The organism is Shinella fusca, from assembly GCF_014203155.1.
In the GTDB taxonomy this organism is placed as follows: Bacteria; Pseudomonadota; Alphaproteobacteria; order Rhizobiales; family Rhizobiaceae; genus Shinella; species Shinella fusca.
Genome location: NZ_JACHIK010000006.1, coordinates 174,318 through 193,007, shown reverse-complemented (window position 1 = coordinate 193,007; position 18,690 = coordinate 174,318). Strand labels below are relative to the sequence as shown.

Annotated in this window: 15 protein-coding genes, 1 tRNA gene and 1 riboswitch; of the genes, 7 read left to right on the top strand and 9 right to left on the bottom strand. The window is 66.7% G+C overall.

Translation table 11 applies throughout. The annotated features are described in order from the left end of the window. Positions 1–5: 5 nt before the first annotated feature. Both HNQ66_RS11365 and HNQ66_RS11360 read right to left on the bottom strand, forming a co-directional pair. A complete protein-coding gene (locus HNQ66_RS11365) occupies positions 6–1,547 on the bottom strand; it encodes a sugar ABC transporter ATP-binding protein (RefSeq protein WP_184144173.1) in 1,542 nt (513 codons plus the stop codon). Next, the gene (locus HNQ66_RS11360) at positions 1,544–2,197 is read right to left on the bottom strand and encodes a DUF2291 family protein (RefSeq protein ID WP_184144171.1); all 654 of its coding nucleotides are present in this window, start codon (positions 2,195–2,197) and stop codon (positions 1,544–1,546) included. The genes HNQ66_RS11365 and HNQ66_RS11360 overlap by 4 nt, the downstream gene beginning before the upstream one ends. Positions 2,198–2,970: 773 nt before the next feature. Here HNQ66_RS11360 and HNQ66_RS11355 point away from each other — a divergent pair. From HNQ66_RS11355 to derI, 7 genes are all read left to right on the top strand, one after another. After that, complete coding sequence (locus HNQ66_RS11355; protein ID WP_184144276.1) at positions 2,971–4,509, top strand: FGGY-family carbohydrate kinase; 1,539 nt, start codon at positions 2,971–2,973, stop codon at positions 4,507–4,509. Between the two features lie 49 nt (positions 4,510–4,558). After that, positions 4,559–6,070: a glycerol-3-phosphate dehydrogenase gene (locus HNQ66_RS11350; protein ID WP_184144169.1), complete on the top strand. Its 1,512-nt coding sequence runs from the start codon at positions 4,559–4,561 to the stop codon at positions 6,068–6,070. A gap of 8 nt (positions 6,071–6,078) precedes the next feature. After that, the gene (locus tag HNQ66_RS11345) at positions 6,079–7,014 is read left to right on the top strand and encodes a sugar phosphate isomerase/epimerase family protein (protein ID WP_184144167.1); all 936 of its coding nucleotides are present in this window, start codon (positions 6,079–6,081) and stop codon (positions 7,012–7,014) included. Between the two features lie 60 nt (positions 7,015–7,074). Then, positions 7,075–8,019 carry a sugar-binding transcriptional regulator gene (locus tag HNQ66_RS11340; protein WP_184144165.1) on the top strand — a complete coding sequence of 315 codons (945 nt, stop codon included), beginning with the start codon at positions 7,075–7,077 and terminating at the stop codon, positions 8,017–8,019. Between the two features lie 79 nt (positions 8,020–8,098). Continuing rightward, positions 8,099–8,872, top strand: coding sequence for a DeoR family transcriptional regulator (locus HNQ66_RS11335; protein ID WP_184144163.1), 774 nt, complete (start codon positions 8,099–8,101; stop codon positions 8,870–8,872). Continuing rightward, positions 8,869–9,639: a triose-phosphate isomerase gene (locus HNQ66_RS11330; protein WP_184144161.1), complete on the top strand. Its 771-nt coding sequence runs from the start codon at positions 8,869–8,871 to the stop codon at positions 9,637–9,639. The genes HNQ66_RS11335 and HNQ66_RS11330 overlap by 4 nt, the downstream gene beginning before the upstream one ends. A 13-nt stretch (positions 9,640–9,652) precedes the next feature. Further along, positions 9,653–10,111: a D-erythrulose-4-phosphate isomerase gene (gene derI / locus HNQ66_RS11325; protein WP_184144159.1), complete on the top strand. Its 459-nt coding sequence runs from the start codon at positions 9,653–9,655 to the stop codon at positions 10,109–10,111. Between the two features lie 46 nt (positions 10,112–10,157). Here derI and HNQ66_RS11320 read toward each other — a convergent pair whose 3' ends face one another. The 7 genes from HNQ66_RS11320 to mnmA form a co-directional block, all read right to left on the bottom strand. Next, entirely contained in the window at positions 10,158–10,943 is a 786-nt protein-coding gene (locus HNQ66_RS11320) for an ATP-binding cassette domain-containing protein (RefSeq protein WP_184144156.1), read from the bottom strand. Continuing rightward, positions 10,940–11,941 (bottom strand): FecCD family ABC transporter permease, encoded by a 1,002-nt coding sequence (locus tag HNQ66_RS11315; protein ID WP_184144154.1) that lies wholly within the window; start codon positions 11,939–11,941, stop codon positions 10,940–10,942. Before HNQ66_RS11315 ends, HNQ66_RS11320 begins: the two co-directional genes overlap by 4 nt. Then, positions 11,938–12,780: an ABC transporter substrate-binding protein gene (locus HNQ66_RS11310; protein ID WP_184144152.1), complete on the bottom strand. Its 843-nt coding sequence runs from the start codon at positions 12,778–12,780 to the stop codon at positions 11,938–11,940. The genes HNQ66_RS11315 and HNQ66_RS11310 overlap by 4 nt, the downstream gene beginning before the upstream one ends. A gap of 29 nt (positions 12,781–12,809) precedes the next feature. Then, on the bottom strand, positions 12,810–14,720 hold the full coding sequence (locus HNQ66_RS11305) for a TonB-dependent receptor plug domain-containing protein (protein WP_246434281.1): 1,911 nt from the start codon (positions 14,718–14,720) through the stop codon (positions 12,810–12,812). A gap of 167 nt (positions 14,721–14,887) precedes the next feature. Then, positions 14,888–15,094: riboswitch (cobalamin riboswitch) on the bottom strand. A gap of 108 nt (positions 15,095–15,202) precedes the next feature. Continuing rightward, complete coding sequence (gene ctaD, locus HNQ66_RS11300) at positions 15,203–16,798, bottom strand: cytochrome c oxidase subunit I (RefSeq protein ID WP_184144150.1); 1,596 nt, start codon at positions 16,796–16,798, stop codon at positions 15,203–15,205. A 359-nt stretch (positions 16,799–17,157) separates the two neighbouring features. After that, positions 17,158–17,234: transfer RNA gene (locus tag HNQ66_RS11295), tRNA-Met, on the bottom strand. Between the two features lie 135 nt (positions 17,235–17,369). Beyond that, a complete protein-coding gene (gene mnmA / locus HNQ66_RS11290) occupies positions 17,370–18,566 on the bottom strand; it encodes a tRNA 2-thiouridine(34) synthase MnmA (protein ID WP_184144148.1) in 1,197 nt (398 codons plus the stop codon). Between the last annotated feature and the right edge of the window lie 124 nt (positions 18,567–18,690).

The window sequence follows — 18,690 nt, the reverse complement described above, 5'->3', positions numbered from 1 at the left end:
CGCTCCTAATGGGCATGCACGGCTTCGCCGGAGGCGGCCATGATCTGTTCTTTGGTCGCGTCGGGGCCGAATTCCGCGGCGATGCGGCCGCGCCGCATGACGATGATGCGGTGGGCGATGCTGAGGCATTCGCCGAGCTCGGACGTGGTGTAGACGACGGCAAGGCCCTGCCGCGCCCGCTCGGCGAGCAGCTTGAAGACCTCGGCCTTGGCGCCGATGTCGATGCCGCGGCTCGGTTCGTCGAGCAGGATCACCTCAGGGTCGGTCGCCAGCATCTTGCCGATGACCACCTTCTGCTGGTTGCCGCCGGAGAGCGAGCCGATGGCCGCCGCGCCGCCGTCGGTCTTGATGTGCACCCTGCGGATCGCATGGCCGACAAGATCGGCCTCGCGGGCGGCGGAGGTAAAGAGGCCGCGTGTGAAGGCGCCAAGGCTGGCGAGCGAAAGGTTGCGCCCGACGGTCATGGTCTGCACCAGGCCGTCGCGCTGGCGGTCTTCCGGAACGAGGACGAGGCCGGCGCGGATGCACTCGGCGATCGACCGGCCGGTGATGTCCCTGCCCTTCAGCACGACCTTGCCGGACGTCGCCTTGAGGCGGCCGGCGACCGTTTCGAGCAGCTCCGTGCGCCCCGCGCCCATCAGGCCGTATATGCAGACGATCTCGCCCGCGCGCACCGAGAGCGACATGCCGTCAACGACCGAATAATCCGCGCCGCCCGGATCGGGCACCGTCAGCCCCTCGATCTCCAGCGAGACATCGCCCATTTCGTAGCCGGCCGGCGGCGAGCCGAGGTCGAAGTTCTCGCCGACCATATGGCGGACGATCCATTCGAGGTCGATGTCCTTGCGGTCGGCATAGGCCGTCATCGCCCCGTCGCGCAGCACCACCGCATGGTGGGTGATCTGCAGCGCCTCTTCCAAGTGATGCGAGATATAGACGATGGAAACGCCGCGGGCGGTCAGGTCCCGGATAACCTTGAACAGCACCTCGACCTCCGAGGCGGAAAGCGCCGAGGTCGGCTCGTCCATGATCAGGATGCGCGAATTGACCGAGAGCGCGCGGGCGATCTCGACGATCTGCTGCTGGCCGAGGCGCAGGTCCTCGACCGGCGTGAGGGGATCGATCTCCTCCTCGAGTTCTTCCATCAGGAGGCGCGTCTGGCGCTCTTCCTCGGCGAAATCCACGCCCGTCGCCGTCATGATCTCGCGACCCATGAAGATGTTGTCGCGAACGTTCATGTTGGGAGCCAGGCTCAGCTCCTGATGGATGATGGAGATACCGTGATCGCGTGCTTGGGAGGACGACGCAAAGACGATTGGCTCTCCATCGAGAATGATTTCCCCCGAGGTCGGCTGCACGACGCCGGAGAGGATCTTCATCAGCGTCGACTTGCCTGCGCCGTTCTCGCCGAAGAGCGTCGTCACCTGGCCGCGATGAATGTCGAAATTGACGCCCTTGAGGGCGCGCACGCTGCCGTAGGACTTCGCCACATTGCGCGCGGCAAGCACCACTTCGTCCGTCCGGCCGGTTTCGGGGAGCGCGCTCATTTGACGTCGAACCTCACGGGCGTGACGACCCAGTTCTTCGGGTTGACCAGCTTGAAGACGCCGATCACCGAAACGGTCTTGCCGGAAAGCGAGGCCGGGTCGATGCCGCCGAGAACGGCCGTCTTGACCTCGTTGTTGATGGCCGAGCCCGCGTCCTGGTACTCGATCTGGTTGCGGAACTGGCCGAACTCGATCTGGCCCGTCGCATCGCGCAGGTCCGTGCCGTTGAGGGCGGGGCCGGTCTGGACGCGCACCGTCAGCTCCGGCGGCAGGCCCTCGACGGCGACGACGTTGTAGTTCGCCTTGCGCTCGCCGATCACGCCGGTGAACTTGACCGGAAGAACGGGGCCCGTGGAGGTCGCCACGCCGTATTTCTCGCCGGCGGCCTTCTTGTCGGCGGCGATCGCCTGCGCCAGCTCGACGGCATCGACGGCGCGCGTCTCGACGCTCTGCTGGATCAGCGGGAACTGCTCGGCGCCGAAGGCCTGCGGGGAGAACTTCTGCACCCGGACGTCGTTTTCCGAGCCGATGCGCACGATCTTCGTGTCGAAGGCCATGGCGCCGACCAGCACGACCGCGGCGGCGACGCCGAACCAGCGATAGCTGCGCGCAGCGGGGCGGGGCGATTTGGAGAGCGTGGCGTCAGTCATGTCGGTCGGCCTTGCGGTTGAACGGTGGAAGCGTCAGCGGGAGCGCCCGCACGGGGACGATGGCGGGAACGGGATCGACGCCGCATCCACGGCGCACCGGCCGCATGTCGACGCTTTCCGAGCAGAACCTGTCATGACGTCCTCCCTGAACGGCGCCGGCCGGATCTCCTCATCCGCCTTGCGCTGCATTGCACATATTTTCGCACTTGCGATATATACGTGTTATATGTCGCAACATATATGTTAAATTAACACAGCCTGTCAATCGGCCTTTTGCAGCGGAAGCGCTTTCCATCCGCTCTTTTCCATGCAGGCCTTCGCGCCCCTCCGGAAATCCGGCGACAAATGGCCTCTCCCCGTCCGCCTTCAGCCGGGAAAGCAGGAGCGGTTGCGTCATGCCGCTGATTTAATTGTAAAAACACAAGATTTCGACCGACATGGCCGAGCACGGCCATCCGCATGGCGACAGCGAAGAACGGCCTCAGCAATGTCAGGCATCGACGGAAAACCAGCCGCGCCTCATACCTTCTGTTCTTCCATCATATCTGAAAAAAAATTCAAAGCACGAAAAATTTTTCGAGACACATGATAACTTTATGGTATGTTCTTTTGCGAAATCCGGAGGGCTCGTGTTACGTTCCACGGCAGGAGAAGCCAGAGGAACGCACGCGCTTTCGCGGGAGACGGTCGGGAGGATCGAATGCCTTGTTTGAGGTCGGGCGAAGCGGCGGATGCCGGCGCGGGATCGATGGAGCTGCGCCGTGGCTGAGACGATGGACCTGATCGTCGGCATCGACGCCGGCACCTCCGTCATGAAGGCCGTCGCCTTCACGCTCGCCGGCCGGCAGATCGCCAGCGCGTCCGTCCGCAACACCTATACGACCGGCGACGACGGCTCCGTCACGCAATCCCTCGACCAGACCTGGCTCGACTGCACGCGCGCCCTGCGCGGGCTCGGCGAGAAGGTGGACAATCTGGCGGCGCGCACCACCGCCATCGCCGTCACCGCGCAGGGCGACGGCACCTGGCTCGTCGGCGCGGGAAACCGTCCCGTCGGCGATGCCTGGCTCTGGCTCGACGCCCGCGCGGCGCCGACCGTCGAGCGCCTTGCCGCAAGCGAGGCCGACCGCCAGCGCTTCGAGGCGACCGGCACCGGCCTCAACACCTGCCAGCAGGGCGCGCAGCTCGCCCATATGGACCGCCATTGCCCGGACCTCATCGCCGGCGCGGAAACCGCGATGCACTGCAAGGACTGGCTCTATCTCAACCTGACGGGCGTGCGCGCCACCGACCCCTCGGAAGTCAGCTTCACCTTCGGCAATTTCCGCACCCGCCGCTATGACGGCGACGTGCTCGCCGCCCTCGGCCTCACGCATCTCCGGCGCCTGCTGCCGGAGGTCATCGACGGCACGGAAATCTCCCATCCGCTGACGGCGGAGGCGGCTGCCGCCTCGGGCCTTAAAGCCGGCACGCCGGTCTGCCTCGGCTATGTCGACATGTGCATGACGGCGCTCGGCGCGGGCGTGCGCAGCGAAGGCCGCAACGCCGCCTGCTCCGCCATCGGCTCGACGGGCGTTCATCTCCAGGCGAAGGCCGTCGCCGACGTCGTGCTGAACGCCGAGCGCACCGGCTACGTCATCGCCCTGCCGATCCCCGACATCGTCACGCAGGTGCAGACCAACATGGGCGCGACGATCAACCTCGACTGGCTGCTGCAGCTCGGCGCCGATCTTCTCGGCGAGTTCGGCGTCGCGGCAAGCCTTACCGACATGATCGGCCGCGTCGACCAGTGGTTCGCCATGAGCAAGCCCGGCAACGTGCTCTACCACCCCTATATCTCCGAGGCCGGCGAGCGCGGGCCGTTCGTGAACGCCCGCGCCCGCGCCAATTTCACCGGCCTTTCCAGCCGCCACCGCTACCCGGACCTCGTGCGCGCCGTCGTGGAAGGCCTCGGCATGGCGACGCGCGACTGCTACGCCGCCATGGGCGCCCTGCCCCCGGAGCTGCGCATCAGCGGCGGCGCCGCCCGCTCGGCCTCGCTGCGCGGCACGCTCGCCGCAGCGCTCGGCGCGCCGGTGCGCGTCTCGACGCGCGAGGAGGCGGGCGCTGCCGGCGCCTCGATGATGGCCGCCGTCGCCATCGGCGCCTACCGCACGATGGACGATTGCATCGCCGACTGGGTGACGCCCGAGCTCGGCGAGGCCGAACGGCCGAAGCCCGGGGACATCGACCGCATGACACGGCTCTTCGCCGCCTATTCCGAGGTGCGCCGGGGCATCGCGCCGGCCTGGGACATCCTCGCCGCGCGCTGACGAAACGACGATTGCGCCGCCCGTTGGCCGGCGCTGAAGGAGACTAGAGATGAACGAGCCCGAACCCATCGACCTCTTCGTGATCGGCGGCGGCATCAACGGCGCCGGCCTTGCGCGCGATGCGGCGGGGCGCGGGCTGAAGGTCGTGCTCTGCGAGAAGGACGACCTTGCCGAGGGCACCTCCTCGCGCTCCGGCAAGCTCGTGCACGGCGGCCTTCGCTATCTCGAATACTACGAATTCCGCCTGGTGCGCGAGGCGCTGATCGAGCGCGAAGTGCTGCTCAATGCCGCCCCGCACATCATCTGGCCGATGCGCTTCGTGCTGCCGCACAGCCCCGAGGACCGGCCGGCCTGGCTCGTGCGGCTCGGCCTCTTCCTCTACGACCATCTCGGTGGACGCAGGAAGCTGCCGGGCACGCGCACGCTCGACCTTGCGCGCGATCCCGAAGGCACGCCCATCCTCGACCGGTATACGCGCGGCTTCGAATATTCCGACTGCTGGGTGGACGACGCCCGCCTCGTCACGCTCAACGCCGTCGGCGCCGCCGAGAAGGGCGCCCTTGTGCTGACCCGCTCGCCCGCCGTCTCCGCCCGCCGCGAGAACGGCGGCTGGACCGTGACGACGAAGAGCAGCGTGACCGGCGAGACCCGCACCTTCCGCGCCAAATGCCTCGTCAACTGCGCCGGCCCCTGGGTGTCGGACGTCATCAACCGCGTCGCCGGCTCGAATTCCACGCGCAACGTGCGCCTCGTCAAGGGCAGCCATATCATCGTGCCGAAGTTCTGGGCGGGGGCGAACGCCTATCTCGTGCAGAACCACGACAAGCGCGTCATCTTCATCAACCCCTACGAGGGCGACAAGGCGCTGATCGGCACCACCGACATCGCCTACGAAGGCCGCGCCGAGGACGTCTCGGCCGACGAGAGCGAAATCGACTACCTGCTGAAGGCCGTGAACCGCTACTTCAAGGAGAAGCTGCGCCGGCAGGACGTGCTGCATTCCTTCTCCGGCGTGCGCCCGCTCTTCGACGACGGCAAGGGCAACCCCTCGGCCGTCACGCGCGACTATGTCTTCGACCTCGACGAGACGGGCGGCGCGCCGCTGCTCAACGTCTTCGGCGGCAAGATCACCACCTTCCGCGAGCTTGCCGAGCGCGGCATGCATCGGCTCAAGCACATCTTCCCGACCATGGGCGGCGACTGGACGGAGAAGGCCCCGCTTCCCGGCGGCGACATGCCGAACGCCGACTACGAGACCTTCGCCAACAGCCTGCGCGACAATTACCCGTGGATGCCGCGCAGTCTGGTGCATCACTACGGCCGCCTCTACGGCACCCGCACGAAGGCGGTCGTCGGCAGCGCCGCGAGCCTCGAAGGGCTCGGCCGGCATTTCGGCGGCCGGTTCTACGAGGCGGAAGCGCGCTATCTCGTCGCCAGCGAATGGGCGGAAACGCCGGAGGACATCCTCTACCGCCGCACGAAACATTACCTCCACCTGACGGAAGGCGAGCGCGCGGCCTTCGCCGACTGGTTCAACGCCGCCCGGCTCGCCGCGGCCTGAGGACGACCATGCCGCTGACGCTCTCGCTCAACACCAATCCGCTGGTCAACCGCTTCGCCGATCCCGACGACCTGATCGAGACCGTCGCGCGGGACCTCAAGCTGCGCGACCTCCAGCTCACCCACGAATTCATCAATCCGAGCTGGAACGGCGCGACGATCCGCCGGCTGACGCGGCAGATGGGACGAGCCCTCCGGCGCACGGGCGTTCGCGTCACCTCCGGCATGACCGGCCCCTATGGCCGCCTCAACCATTTCGGCCATCCGGATGCGGATGTGCGGCGCTACTATGTCGACTGGTTCAAGACCTTCGCCGACATCATCGGCGACCTCGGCGGCGCCTCCGTCGGCACCCAGTTCGCCATCTTCACCTACAGGGATTACGACGACCCGGCCCGCCGCGAGGACCTGATCCGCATCGCCATCGACTGCTGGGCCGAGGTGGCCGAGCACGCGAAGGATGCCGGCCTTTCCTATGTCTTCTGGGAGCCGATGAGCATCGGCCGCGAATTCGGCGAGACGATCGAAAGCTGTCTTGCCCTCCAGGACCGGTTGACCGCCGCCGGCATGGCCGTCCCCATGTGGATGATGGCCGACATCGACCACGGCGACGTCACCTCCGACAATCCCGACGACTACGATCCCTATGCCTGGGCGCGCGCGGTGCCGAAGGTCTCGCCGATCATCCACATCAAGCAGAGCCTGATGGACAAGGGCGGGCACCGGCCCTTCACCGCCGCCTTCAACGCCAGGGGGCGCATCCAGCCGGAACCGCTGCTGAAGGCCTTCGCCGAGGGCGGGGCCGCCGACAACGAGATCTGCCTCGAGCTCTCCTTCAAGGAGCGCGAGCCGAACGACCGCGAGGTCATTCCGCAGATCGCCGAAAGCATCGCCTTCTGGGCCCCGCATATCGATACCGGCGCGGCCGATCTCAATATAGGTTGATCGTCTCCACCCGCGGCGGCTAGGACAGCCCAACCGGGAGCGCAAGACAGGACATCGCCGATGACCGACAACGAAGATTCCCTCGCCGTCCGCGCCGCCTGGCTGCACTATATCGGGGGGTTCACCCAGTCCGCCGTCGCCAAGCGGCTCGGCATTCCCTCGGTGAAGGCGCACCGGCTGATCGCGCGCGCGGTCGCCGAGGGCGTGGTGAAGGTCAGCATCGACGGCGATATCGCCGAATGCGTCAACCTGGAGGTGGCGCTTTCCGAGCGCTACGGGCTCGACTATTGCGAGGTCGCGCCCGATGTCGACGACGACGCGCTGGCGCTGACGACGCTCGGCCATGTCGGCGCGGATTTCCTGCGCCGCGAGATCGAGCGCGGGGAAGCCGCCGTCATCGGCTTCGGCCATGGCCGCACGCTCTCGGCCGCCGTCCGTCACCTGCCGCGCATCGGCGCCGGCAACATACGCTTCGTCTCCCTGCTCGGCGGCCTCACCCGCAACTATGCGGCCAACCCCTACGACGTCATGCACCGCCTCGCGGCCAAGACGGGCACGCAGGCCTATGTGATGCCCGTGCCCTTCTTCGCCAATACGGAGGAGGACCGCGAGGTGCTGCTTTCCCAGCGCGGCGTCAGCGAGGTGTTCGACCTTGCCCGCAGCGCCGACCTCAAGATCGTCGGCATAGGCACCGTCGACAACCAGGCCCATCTCGTCACCTCCGGCATGCTGCAGCCGGACGAACTGGAGGAGATCGCCGCGCTCGGCGGCGTCGGCGAACTGCTCGGCCATTTCTTCGACGGCAAGGGCCGCATCCTCGAAACCTCGGTGACGGCCCGCACCCTTGCCGCCTCCTTCTCGGAGACCGGCGGCGACCGGATCGTCGCCATTGCCGGCGGCCCCGCCAAGACCGAGGCCATCCGCGCCGTTCTGCACAGCAACAAGCTGCACGGCCTCATCACGGACGAGCGGACGGCCCGCCTGCTCCTGCAAGGTTCATCATAACAAAATCACATTTTTCATGTTACATTTTATCGGAAACGATGTTATGAAACACCCATAGCGGAAACGCGGGGGAGAAGCCGTGAAACGGGAAGAGCGCAGGCAGGAGATCATCAATCTTCTCGTCGAAAGCCGGGCCGTCGAACTCGACGACATCGCGGCGCGCTTCGGCGTCTCGAAAATGACCGTCCACCGCGACCTCGACGACCTCGAACGGGCCGGCGTGCTGCGCAAGGTGCGCGGCGGCGCGACCATCGATGCCGGCACGCAGTTCGAGAGCGATTTCCGCTTCCGCGAATTGCAGGAGGCGGACGTGAAGCGGGCACTGGCCGAGGAGGCCGCCGGCCTCGTCGAGCCCGGCATGACGGTGATGATCAACGACGGCTCGATGGCCTCCGTCCTCGGCGACGTGCTGGCGGAAAAAAAGCCGATCACCATCGTCACCAACAATGCCGCGATCATGGAGCGCGCCAAGGGCCTTTCCGGCGTCACGCTGATCGCCCTCGGCGGCGTCTATTCCGCCAAGTTCAACGCCTATTTCGGCATCGTCACGGAAGAGGCCCTGTCGCGCCTTCGCGCCGACATCGCCTTCATCTCCGCCCCGGCCGCCTCCGGCCGCCTCTCCTATCACATGGACGAGGCCGTCGTGCGCACCAAGCGGGCGATGATGGCCGCCAGCCGCCAGACCTGCCTTCTCGTCAACAGCCGGCGCTTCGGCCACACGGCGCTGCATGTGCTGGCCGACCTTGCCGAATTCGACACGGTCATTTCAGACAAACCCCTGCCCCACGACACGGCCGCCGAGCTTGGCGGCGGCAAGACCGTGGTGCGCATCGCCAAGGAGACGACGACATGAGCGAGGACCGCCATTTCTGGGTCGGCACGAGCTGGAAGATGAACAAGACGCTGGCCGAGGCAAGGGTCTTCACCGAGGGCCTGAAGGCCGCCGACGGCGGGCGCGATCCCCGCATCCAGCGCTTCGTCATTCCGCCGTTCACCGCCGTGCGCGAGGTCAAGGCGATGCTTGCCGGCACCTCCGTCAAGGTCGGCGCGCAGAACATGCACTGGGCCGACGAAGGCGCCTGGACCGGCGAAATCTCGCCCGTCATGCTGAAGGACTGCAATCTCGACCTCGTCGAGCTCGGCCATTCCGAGCGCCGGGAGCATTTCGGCGAGACGGACGAGACGGTCGGCCTCAAGACGAAGGCCGCCGTGCGCCACGGCCTCGTGCCGCTGATCTGCATCGGCGAGACGCTGGCCGACCGTGAGAGCGGCCGCGCCGACGACGTGCTTGCCCGCGAGGTGCGCGGCGCCCTCGGCAAGCTCGAAGGCGCTGAGAAGGACGCCGAGATCCTCCTTGCCTACGAGCCCGTCTGGGCGATCGGCGAGAAGGGCATTCCCGCGACCGCCGACTATGCCGATGCGCGCCATGCCGAGATCGCCAGGGTGGCGGAAGACGTCCTCGGCCGGCGCATCCCCTGCCTCTACGGCGGTTCGGTGAACCCGCAGAACTGCGAGGAACTGATCGCCTGCCCGAACATCGACGGGCTCTTCATCGGCCGCTCAGCCTGGAAGGTTGAAGGCTATCTCGACATCCTGGCGCGCTCAGCCGCCACAATCTGAAAGGAGATCTCCCATGAAACTCGCTATTGCCGGTGACAGCGCGGGCGAAGGCCTTGCAAAGGTTCTCGCCGACCACCTGAAGGACCGCCACGAGGTGCACGAGGTCTCGCGCACCGACGCGGGCCCCGATGCCTTCTACGCCAATCTCTCCGACCGCGTCGCCTCCGCCGTCGTCGCAGGCGAATATGATCGCGCGATCCTCGTCTGCGGCACCGGCATCGGCGTCTGCATCTCCGCCAACAAGGTGCCCGGCATCCGCGCCGCGCTGACGCACGACACCTATTCGGCCGAACGCGCCGCGCTCTCCAACAATGCGCAGATCATCACCATGGGCGCCCGCGTCATCGGCTCGGAACTGGCAAAAGCCATCGCCGACGCCTATCTCGCCCAGACCTTCGACGAGAAGGGCCGCTCGGCCGGCAACGTCCAGGCGATCAACGAGGTCGACGCCAAGTACAACGCCGGGAAATAATTGCCTGTGCCGGCCCGTGGCGGGACCGCCCCGGTCCTGCCGCGGCCTATGGGCCGTTTCGATCCGCAAGGTCGAGCGGCATGACGACCGGCTTCCCCCCGGCCTCGCCGAGATGGGCATCGACGGCGTAGACCGAGCGCAGGCGCTCCCGCGTCAGCACCGTTTGCGGCGGGCCGTCAGCCACGATCCGTCCCTTGTCCAGGAGGATCAGCCGCGAGCACCAGCGCGCGGCAAGCCCGAGATCGTGCAGCGAGGCGACGACGCTGCGGCCCTCGCCTGCAAGCGCCGCGAAGGTCTTCATCAGCATGATCTGGTGCGAGGGGTCGAGCCCAGCCGCCGGCTCGTCGGCAAGAAGCAGCGGCGCATCCTGCGCAAGCGCACGCGCGATCAGCACCCTCGCCTTCTCGCCGCCCGAAAGCTCCGTCGCCGGGCGGTCGCGGAACGCCTCGACCTCCATGCGCCGCATGGCGCGGTCGATGATCTCCCGGTCGGCCACGCCTTGCCTGGAGAAGACCGGGCGATGGACGTCGCGGCCGAGCGCCACGATCATCTCGACCGGAACGGGCCAGGCGATATCGCGCTCCTGCGGCAGGTAGGCGACATGGCGCGCCCGCTCGCGCGCGCTCATCGATGCGACGGCGCGGCCCTCGATGGCGACCTCTCCCCGATGGGGCGTCAGGCCGAGCACGGTGCGCAGCAGCGTCGACTTGCCCGCGCCGTTCGGCCCGATCAGGCCGACGAACTCCCCGGCGGGAAGGTCGAACGACACGTCCTTCAGGATTTCCTTGCCGGCGAGAGAGGCGCTGAGGGCCTTTACCGAAAGCAGCGTCACAGCATGCTCCTCCGCGTCTTGTAGACCAGCCACAGGAAGAACGGCGCCCCCACGATGGCCGTCAGCACGCCGAGCTTGAGGTCGCGTTCAGGCGCGATGAGCCGCACCAGCGTATCGGCCGCAAGGAGCACGCAGGCCCCGCCGAGCGCGCTGGCCGGCAGCAGCCGGGACGGGCGCGCACCGACCAGCGGGCGAAGCATGTGCGGCACCACCAGCCCGACAAAGCCGATGACGCCGGCGACCGCCGTCGCCGCCCCCACGCTGGCGGCGGTGCCGAAGACGGCGAGGAACTGCACCCGGCGCATGTCGACGCCCATGCTCGCCGCCGCATCGCCGCCCAGCGTCAGCGCATCGAGCGCGCGGCCGAGGCTTGCCAGCATGACCCAGCCGGCGACCATGAACGGGGCCGCCAGCCAGACATGGGTCATCGAGCGATCGCTGAGCGAGCCCAGCATCCAGAACATGATCTCCAGCGCCGCGAAGGGATTGGGCGACAGGTTGAGCGCAAGCGCGGTCATGGCGCTCGCAAGGCTCGAGACGGCGATGCCGGCGAGGATGACCGCAAGCGCCCCGCCGCGAAGCCCGGCCATCGCCTGCACCACAAGAACCGCGGCGACCGCCCCTGCAAGCGCGGCGAGCGGCAGGCCGAGCGGGAACAGGGCGGAAAAGCCGGTATAGATGGCGATCACCGCGCCGAGCGAGGCCGAAGCGCTCACCCCGAGAAGCGCCGGCTCGGCGAGCGGATTGCGCAGCCAGCCCTGCAGCACCGCCCCCGAAAGCCCCAGCGTGGCGCCGATCATCAGGCCGAGGATCGCGCGCGGCAGCCGGATCTCCTGCATGACGAGGGCGACGGTATCGCCCTTGTCGGAAAAGAGCGCATGCAGGCTGTCGCCGAAGGCCACCGCCGCCGGGCCGGTCATCAGCGACAGGAAGAACAGGAGAAGAGTGAGGAGGCCGAGCCCGGCAAGCACCAGCCGGAAACGCATCGCATCCGTCATGGCGTACCGCCTTTTCCGCCGAACGCCGCGCGCTGGAGCATGCGCGAGGCCTCCAGCGTGAAGGGAGCGCCGCAGATCGTGTACTTGTCGGGAATGGCGACGGTCCGGCCGGAAAGCGCCCTGAAGGCGGGATGCGAGAAATTCGCCTTGGCGAGCGCGGGCGCACTGTACTGGCTGTCGCCTTCGAGGATGATGTCGGGATCGGCGGAAACCAGCAGTTCCAGCGGCAGACGCGTCATGCCGGTAAAGCCGAGCGTATCGCCGATATTGGTAAGCCCCGCCGCCTGCACGATCGCATCGGCGAGCGTACCGGAGCCCGACGTGTAGCTGTTGGCGTAGTAGATGGCGACGCTCTTGCTTGGCGGGCGATGGCTTGCAAGATCCGCAAGACCCCGGTCCAGCTCGGCCACGAGTTCGGCGGCCCGCTGCTCGCGGTGGAGCAGGCCGCCCATGCGCGTGAGGTTTTCGCGGACATCGTCGAAGGATGCGGCCGGCGTGAACTGCTCGACCCGGAAGCCGAGCTCCCGCAGCAGGGCGACCGTCGCCTTGGCCGTATACGTGCCGGCAAGCACGAGGTCCGGCTGCATGAGGAAGATTTCCTCCGCCTGGCCGCCATTCGGCTTGTAGTGCGCGGCCTCCTCCACCATCACGGAGGTGCCCTCCTCGCTCGCGAGCGAGGAGACCGACCTGAGCTGGCCGGGCGCCGCCATCAGCATCGCGAGTTGGTCGGTGCACAGGTTGATGGAAACGACCCGCTGCGGCGCCGGCCCGGCCAATGCCGCGGCCGGCGCCAGCGCGAGGAGGCCCGCCGCAACGGCGGCGGCCCCGGTTCTGCGCATTCGGGCAGGGATCATGACGGCAAGCCCTTTCAGAACGACCGCGTGAAGCTGAAATCGACGGTCCGGCCCGGAGCCCTGTACCCTTCCTTCGTCTGATACTGCTCGTCGAGGATGTTGGCCACCGAAAGCTTGAACTGCGACTGCCCGTCGAGCGCATAGAGCGCGGTGAAATCCGCCGTGACGTAGTGCGGCAGTTTCCGGGTGTTGGCGGCATCGGCATAGCGCGAGCCGCCATAGAGGACGGCGGCGGAGAATTCGAGATCCGCCGTCGGCTTGTAGGCGAGCCCCACCGTGCCCTTGAAGCGCTCGCTGTAGGAAACATACTTGCCGTGCGTGCCCGGGCTCTTGTTCAGCGGCTCGCGGATGTCGATGCCGAGATTGCCGCTCCATTCCGCATCGAACCGATGCATGAGGGTCGCCTCGAAGCCGGTGATCTGCACGTTCTCGACATTGTCCGGATGCCAGGCGCCGAATGTATTGGCCGGATCGACCGGCGCCCAGTTGATCTGGTCTTTCACGCGCGTGTGGTAGACCGCCATGTCGAGGCTCGTTTCGTCCGTGAACCGCCAGTTCAGCCCCACCTCGTAGGAACGTGACCGTTCCGGCCTCAGGTCCGGATTGCCGGACAGGTAGGGGTCCGGATAATAAAGATCGTTGAAGGTCGGCGCGCGAAAGCCCGTCGCGTAGGAGGCGCGCGTCACCAAGCCCTCCGCCCATTCGTAGCTCGCGCCGATATTGTAGGTGGTGGCGCCGCCGAACTGTTCGTCGTGGTCGTAGCGCAGGCCGCTGTCCACCGTCAGCCCCTCATATTCGAACGAGTATTGCCCGAAGACGGCGGCAAGGTCGCGCTCCGTCGTGGCATAGCCGACATTCGAGACGGACGAGCCGCCTACCGTGTCGCGATAGGCTTCCACCCCGCCCACCAGCGTGTGCTTCGCCTCGTCCGTCTCGATGGTCTTCCGCGTCGAGGCGAGAAGGCCGTAACGCACCGTATCGAACGTGTCGCCGGTGACGCCCGGCCCGAAATTCGCGGAATAGTCGAGCGCGCTCATTATCTCCACGGTGGACGACCAGCTATCGGAATGGTCGATACGCGCACCGAGGCGGCCGGAAAAATTGTCCGTGTCGACGGCGTTCGCCGGCTGGCGGTCGTACTGGTTGCGGCCGCGCGCATAGTGCCCGTCGGCATAGAGGCGTCCCCAGTCGAAATCCTTCGACAGCGAGGCGGTGAACGAGCCCCGGCGGAAGCCGTCCTTATCGGGTTCGTGCCCGTATGTCGAAGGCAGGGTGAAGTCGTATCCCTCGGTCCCGAACAGCTGGGCGCCGGCGGAATAGTCGACGCCGTCCTCGCTCTGTCCCTGCACATTGCCCGAAGCGTAGCCGCCCCAGGGATGAAGGATGCCTATGGTGGCCGTGCCGCAGCGCATGCTGCCGTCGGCGCAGGCGCCGCCCTGCCGGGTGACGATGTTGATGATGCCGCCGATGGCATCCGCACCGTACTGCGCCGAATGCCCGCCCTTGGCGATCTCGATGCGCTCGATCGAGGCAAGCGGGATCGCGGAGAGATTGACGGTTCCCGCCGTCGCCGAGCTGGCGCGAACGCCGTTGACGAGGACCAGCGTCTGCACCGGCGTTGTGCCGCGCAGCGAGACGGTGGAATCGGCGCCCATGCCGCCGTTGGAGGTGATGGTGACGCCCGGATATCCCCTGAGCAGCGCGGTGAGGTCGGACGCGGCGGACCGCCGGATCTCCTCCTCGGTGACGATCGTCACGGAAGACGTCGAGCGCTCCAGGCTCGTTTCGCGGCGGAGCGGCGTCGTGACGACGATGCTTTCGAGCTGCGTGACGCCGTCGCCGGCAGCGTCCTGCGCGGCGGCCGTGCGGGTGAGCCCCGCCACCGCCAGGGTGACGATGCCCGTCGTGATAAGGATGGTCTTCAAAATCTGCCCCCAAGGCAAGTGCGGGCGCGTGGGCGCCCTGGTTCGCTACGAACCGCGATCCGGCTTGGAACTGGGAGCGAAAGAAGGTCCACCCCGGTCCGCCCGGCACACGGCAACACAATGTGTCACCGCTACGGACGTCCGCGCCTCGGCACCCCTCGTACCGGGCATGGGTGACTGGAGCGGCAGGTCTCCTGACTTCCGTTTCTACGTCTTTCCTCCGCCTTCCCGGCCGCCGAATGCGGCCAGTGGCAAATGGAAGAAGACTCGACGGTCACAGTTGCGGGGGCAGTCCCGGCTTCGGCCGTCCATCGGCCTTACCGTGTTCCCTTTTAATCCGCCTTTCGGGCGGAGCCGTTTCCAGCGCGGACCCTAGTCACGGGCACCGGGCGCGTCAATCTCCCCGGGGCGGTTGCGAACAGATTGCGGATGCCCGTTTGTCCGTGCGCAAAGAGAAGAGACGGCGCGGGGCGCCGCCGCCCCTACTTGATCAGCGGCAGCGACGTGAACTGGTGGAAGGGCGGCGGGGAGGAGAGCGACCATTCGAGCGTGGTGGCCCCGTCCCCCCAGGGATTGTCGCCGGCCACGCGCTTCCGCGCAAAGGCTTCCGCGACGGCGACGAAGAAGACGAGAAGGCCGGCGGCGGAGATGTAGGAGCCCGTCGAGGAGACGAAGTTCCACCCGGCGAAGGCGTCCGGATAGTCCGCATAGCGGCGCGGCATGCCGGCAAGCCCAAGGAAATGCTGCGGGAAGAAGACGAGGTTGACGCCGATGAAGGTCAGCCAGAAATGCACCTTGCCGAGCGTCTCGCTCATCAAGTAGCCGCTCATCTTGGGGAACCAGTAGTACCAGGCCGCGAAGATGGCGAAGGCGGCGCCGAGCGACAGGACATAGTGGAAATGCGCGATCACGTAGTAGGTATCGTGCAGTTCGCGGTCGAGGCCCGGATTGGCGAGCACCACGCCGGTGACGCCGCCGATGGTGAAGAGCAGCACGAAGCCGGTCGCCCACAGCATCGGCGTCGCGAAACGGATCGACCCGCCCCACATCGTGGCAAGCCAGGAGAAGACCTTGATGCCCGTCGGCACGGCGATGACCATGGAGGCAAAGGCGAAATAGCGCTGCGAATCCAGCGACAGCCCGACCGTGAACATGTGGTGCGCCCACACGACAAAGCCGATGACGCTGATCGCCACCATGGCATAGGCCATGCCGAGATAGCCGAAGATCGGTTTGCGCGAGAAGGTCGAGATCACATGGCTGACGATGCCGAAGGCCGGCAGGATCATGATGTAGACTTCCGGGTGGCCGAAGAACCAGAAGAGATGCTGGTAGAGGATCGGGTCGCCGCCGCCTTCCGGCGCGAAGAAGGTGGTGCCGAAGTTGCGGTCGGTGAGGAGCATGGTGACGGCGCCCGCCAGCACCGGCAGCGAGAAGAGCAGCATGAAGGCGGTGACGAGCATCGCCCAGGCGAAGAGCGGCATCTTGTGCAGCGTCATGCCCGGCGCGCGCATGTTGAGGATCGTCGTGATGAAGTTGATCGCACCGAGGATCGACGAGGCGCCGGAAAGGTGGATGGACAGGATGACGAGGTCGACCGCCGGTCCCGGCTGCCCGCCGCTCGAATAGGGCGGATAGAGCGTCCAGCCGCCGCCATGGCCGTTCACGCCGATGGCGCCCGGCACGAACATCGACAGGATGAACAGGACGAGCGAGGCGACCAGCAGCCAGAACGAGACGTTGTTCATGCGCGGGAAGGCCATGTCCGGCGCGCCGATCATGATCGGGATGAACCAGTTGCCGAAGCCGCCGATCAGCGCCGGCATGATGACGAAGAAGATCATCACAAGCCCGTGCGCGCTGACGACGACGTTGAAGACGCCCGGATCGGAGAATATCTGCATGCCAGGCTCCTGCAGTTCCATGCGCAGCGCGACGGAAAGGCCGGTGCCGAGAATGCCCGACAGCATGGAGAGCAGCAGATAGAGCGTGCCGATGTCCTTGTGATTGGTGGAAAACAGCCATCGGCCGGCAAACCCCGGCCGCGGATGCGTTGTAGCTTCGCTTGTATGTGACATCACGTTTCTCCCCGCCGCCGCCGCCCGGGCCGGCAGACCGAAAGAAGTGTGTGCACCTCATGAATGGAACGCAAACGGAATTAAATGCGCCGACAGCGCAAAATAATTGCAGTCAACGGCTGCACGAACGTGACACCGGCATCGAACCATCCGGGCACGTTTTCGCTATGAAATTGGGAAAGAATAAGCGCGTTCTATGGCTGGCGCTTGCCACAATGCCCTGCCAGCAACTTCCTATCGGGAAGGCCGGCTGGTAGCGGAGGTCCGATCTGGTCAATCCCCCCACCCGGATTTTATGGGGGGTCTAATGGTAGCGGGAGACCGTCTTCGTCGCTCCACATGAATGGTGTGTGGAGCGGTGGTAGCGGAGGAGGGATTCGAACCCCCGACACAAGGATTATGATTCCTCTGCTCTAACCTACTGAGCTACTCCGCCGCCCGAAGGGACGATCGAGAACGATCACCCGTTTCCGTCCGGTGCGCGGCTTATAAGGTGCTGTTCCCGCGGGTGTCAAGCGACGTTCGCAGGAAAAATCGCCTTGTCCGCAAAGGCCTTGCCGGGCGGGGCGCCTCAGGCCGCCGCGGGGGTGGAAAGGATGCGCTTCAGCGCGTCCTCGGCCTCGGCCTCGCGCTCGGAGCGCAGGATGAAGCCGCCGCCGTAGATGCGCGCGTCCTCGCCTTCTCCGGAATAGAGGGCGCAGGCCTGGCCGGGGGCGACGCCGGGCTCGCCCTCGGCAAGCTCCACGTAGATGCCGCCCTCGCTGGCAGCAAGGCGCGCCGGGCGCGGCGGGCGGGTGGAGCGGACCTTCGCGAAGCAATCGAAGCCGCCGGCGGCGACCGCCGCAAGCTCGCCGTCGCCGAGCCAGTTGATGTCGCGCAGGTAGAGCCGGCGCGTTTCCAGCGCTTGCCTGGGGCCGACGATGACGCGGCGCGAGCGGGCATCGAGATAGACGACATAGAGCGGCTCGCCCGTCGCGATGCCGATGCCGCGGCGCTGGCCGATCGTATAGTGCAGGATGCCCTCGTGGCGGCCGAGTACGCGCCCGTCGATATGGACGATCTCGCCCGCCAGCGCCGCATTCGGCTTCAGCTTGTTGACGATGTCGGAATACTTGCCCTGCGGCACGAAGCAGATGTCCTGGCTGTCCGCCTTCCTGGCGACGACGAGGCCCATCTCCTCGGCAAGCGCCCGGGTCTCGGCCTTGGAGAGATGGCCGAGCGGAAAGCGCAGGTAATCGATCTGCTCCTGCGTGGTGGCGAAGAGGAAATAGCTCTGGTCGCGCTCGGCATCGACCGGCCGGTAGAGCGCGCGGCGATGCGGCGCGCCCGGCACCGGGTTCGGGCGCGAGCGGATGTAATGGCCCGTCGCCAGCGCATCGGCGCCGAGATCCTTGGCGGTCGCGAGGAGATCGGCGAACTTGACGGTCTGGTTGCAGGCAACGCAGGGGATCGGCGTCTCGCCCGCGACATAGCTCTCGGCGAAGGGATTGATCACCGTCTCGCGGAAGCGCTTCTCGTAGTCGAGCACGTAGTGCGGGATGCCGAGCGTCTCGCAGACGCGGCGCGCATCGTCGATGTCCTGGCCCGCGCAGCACGAGCCGGCGCGGTGCACGGCCGCGCCGTGGTCGTAGAGCTGCAGGGTGATGCCGAGAACGTCGTAGCCTTCGCGTTTGAGAATGCCGGCCACGACGGAGCTGTCGACGCCGCCCGACATGGCGACGACGACGCGCGTATCTTCCGGCTTGCGATCGAAATCGAGACTGTTCACGCGAGGTCCGTTCCGGTGCCGCCTCGCCGCAGGGCTGGAGTGCAGGCACCTGTCAATTGGGGCCGAAACCGGCCGTTGCGGCGCCCCGTTGCCTGTGGAGCGCCTTCGGGGCGACATATAGAAA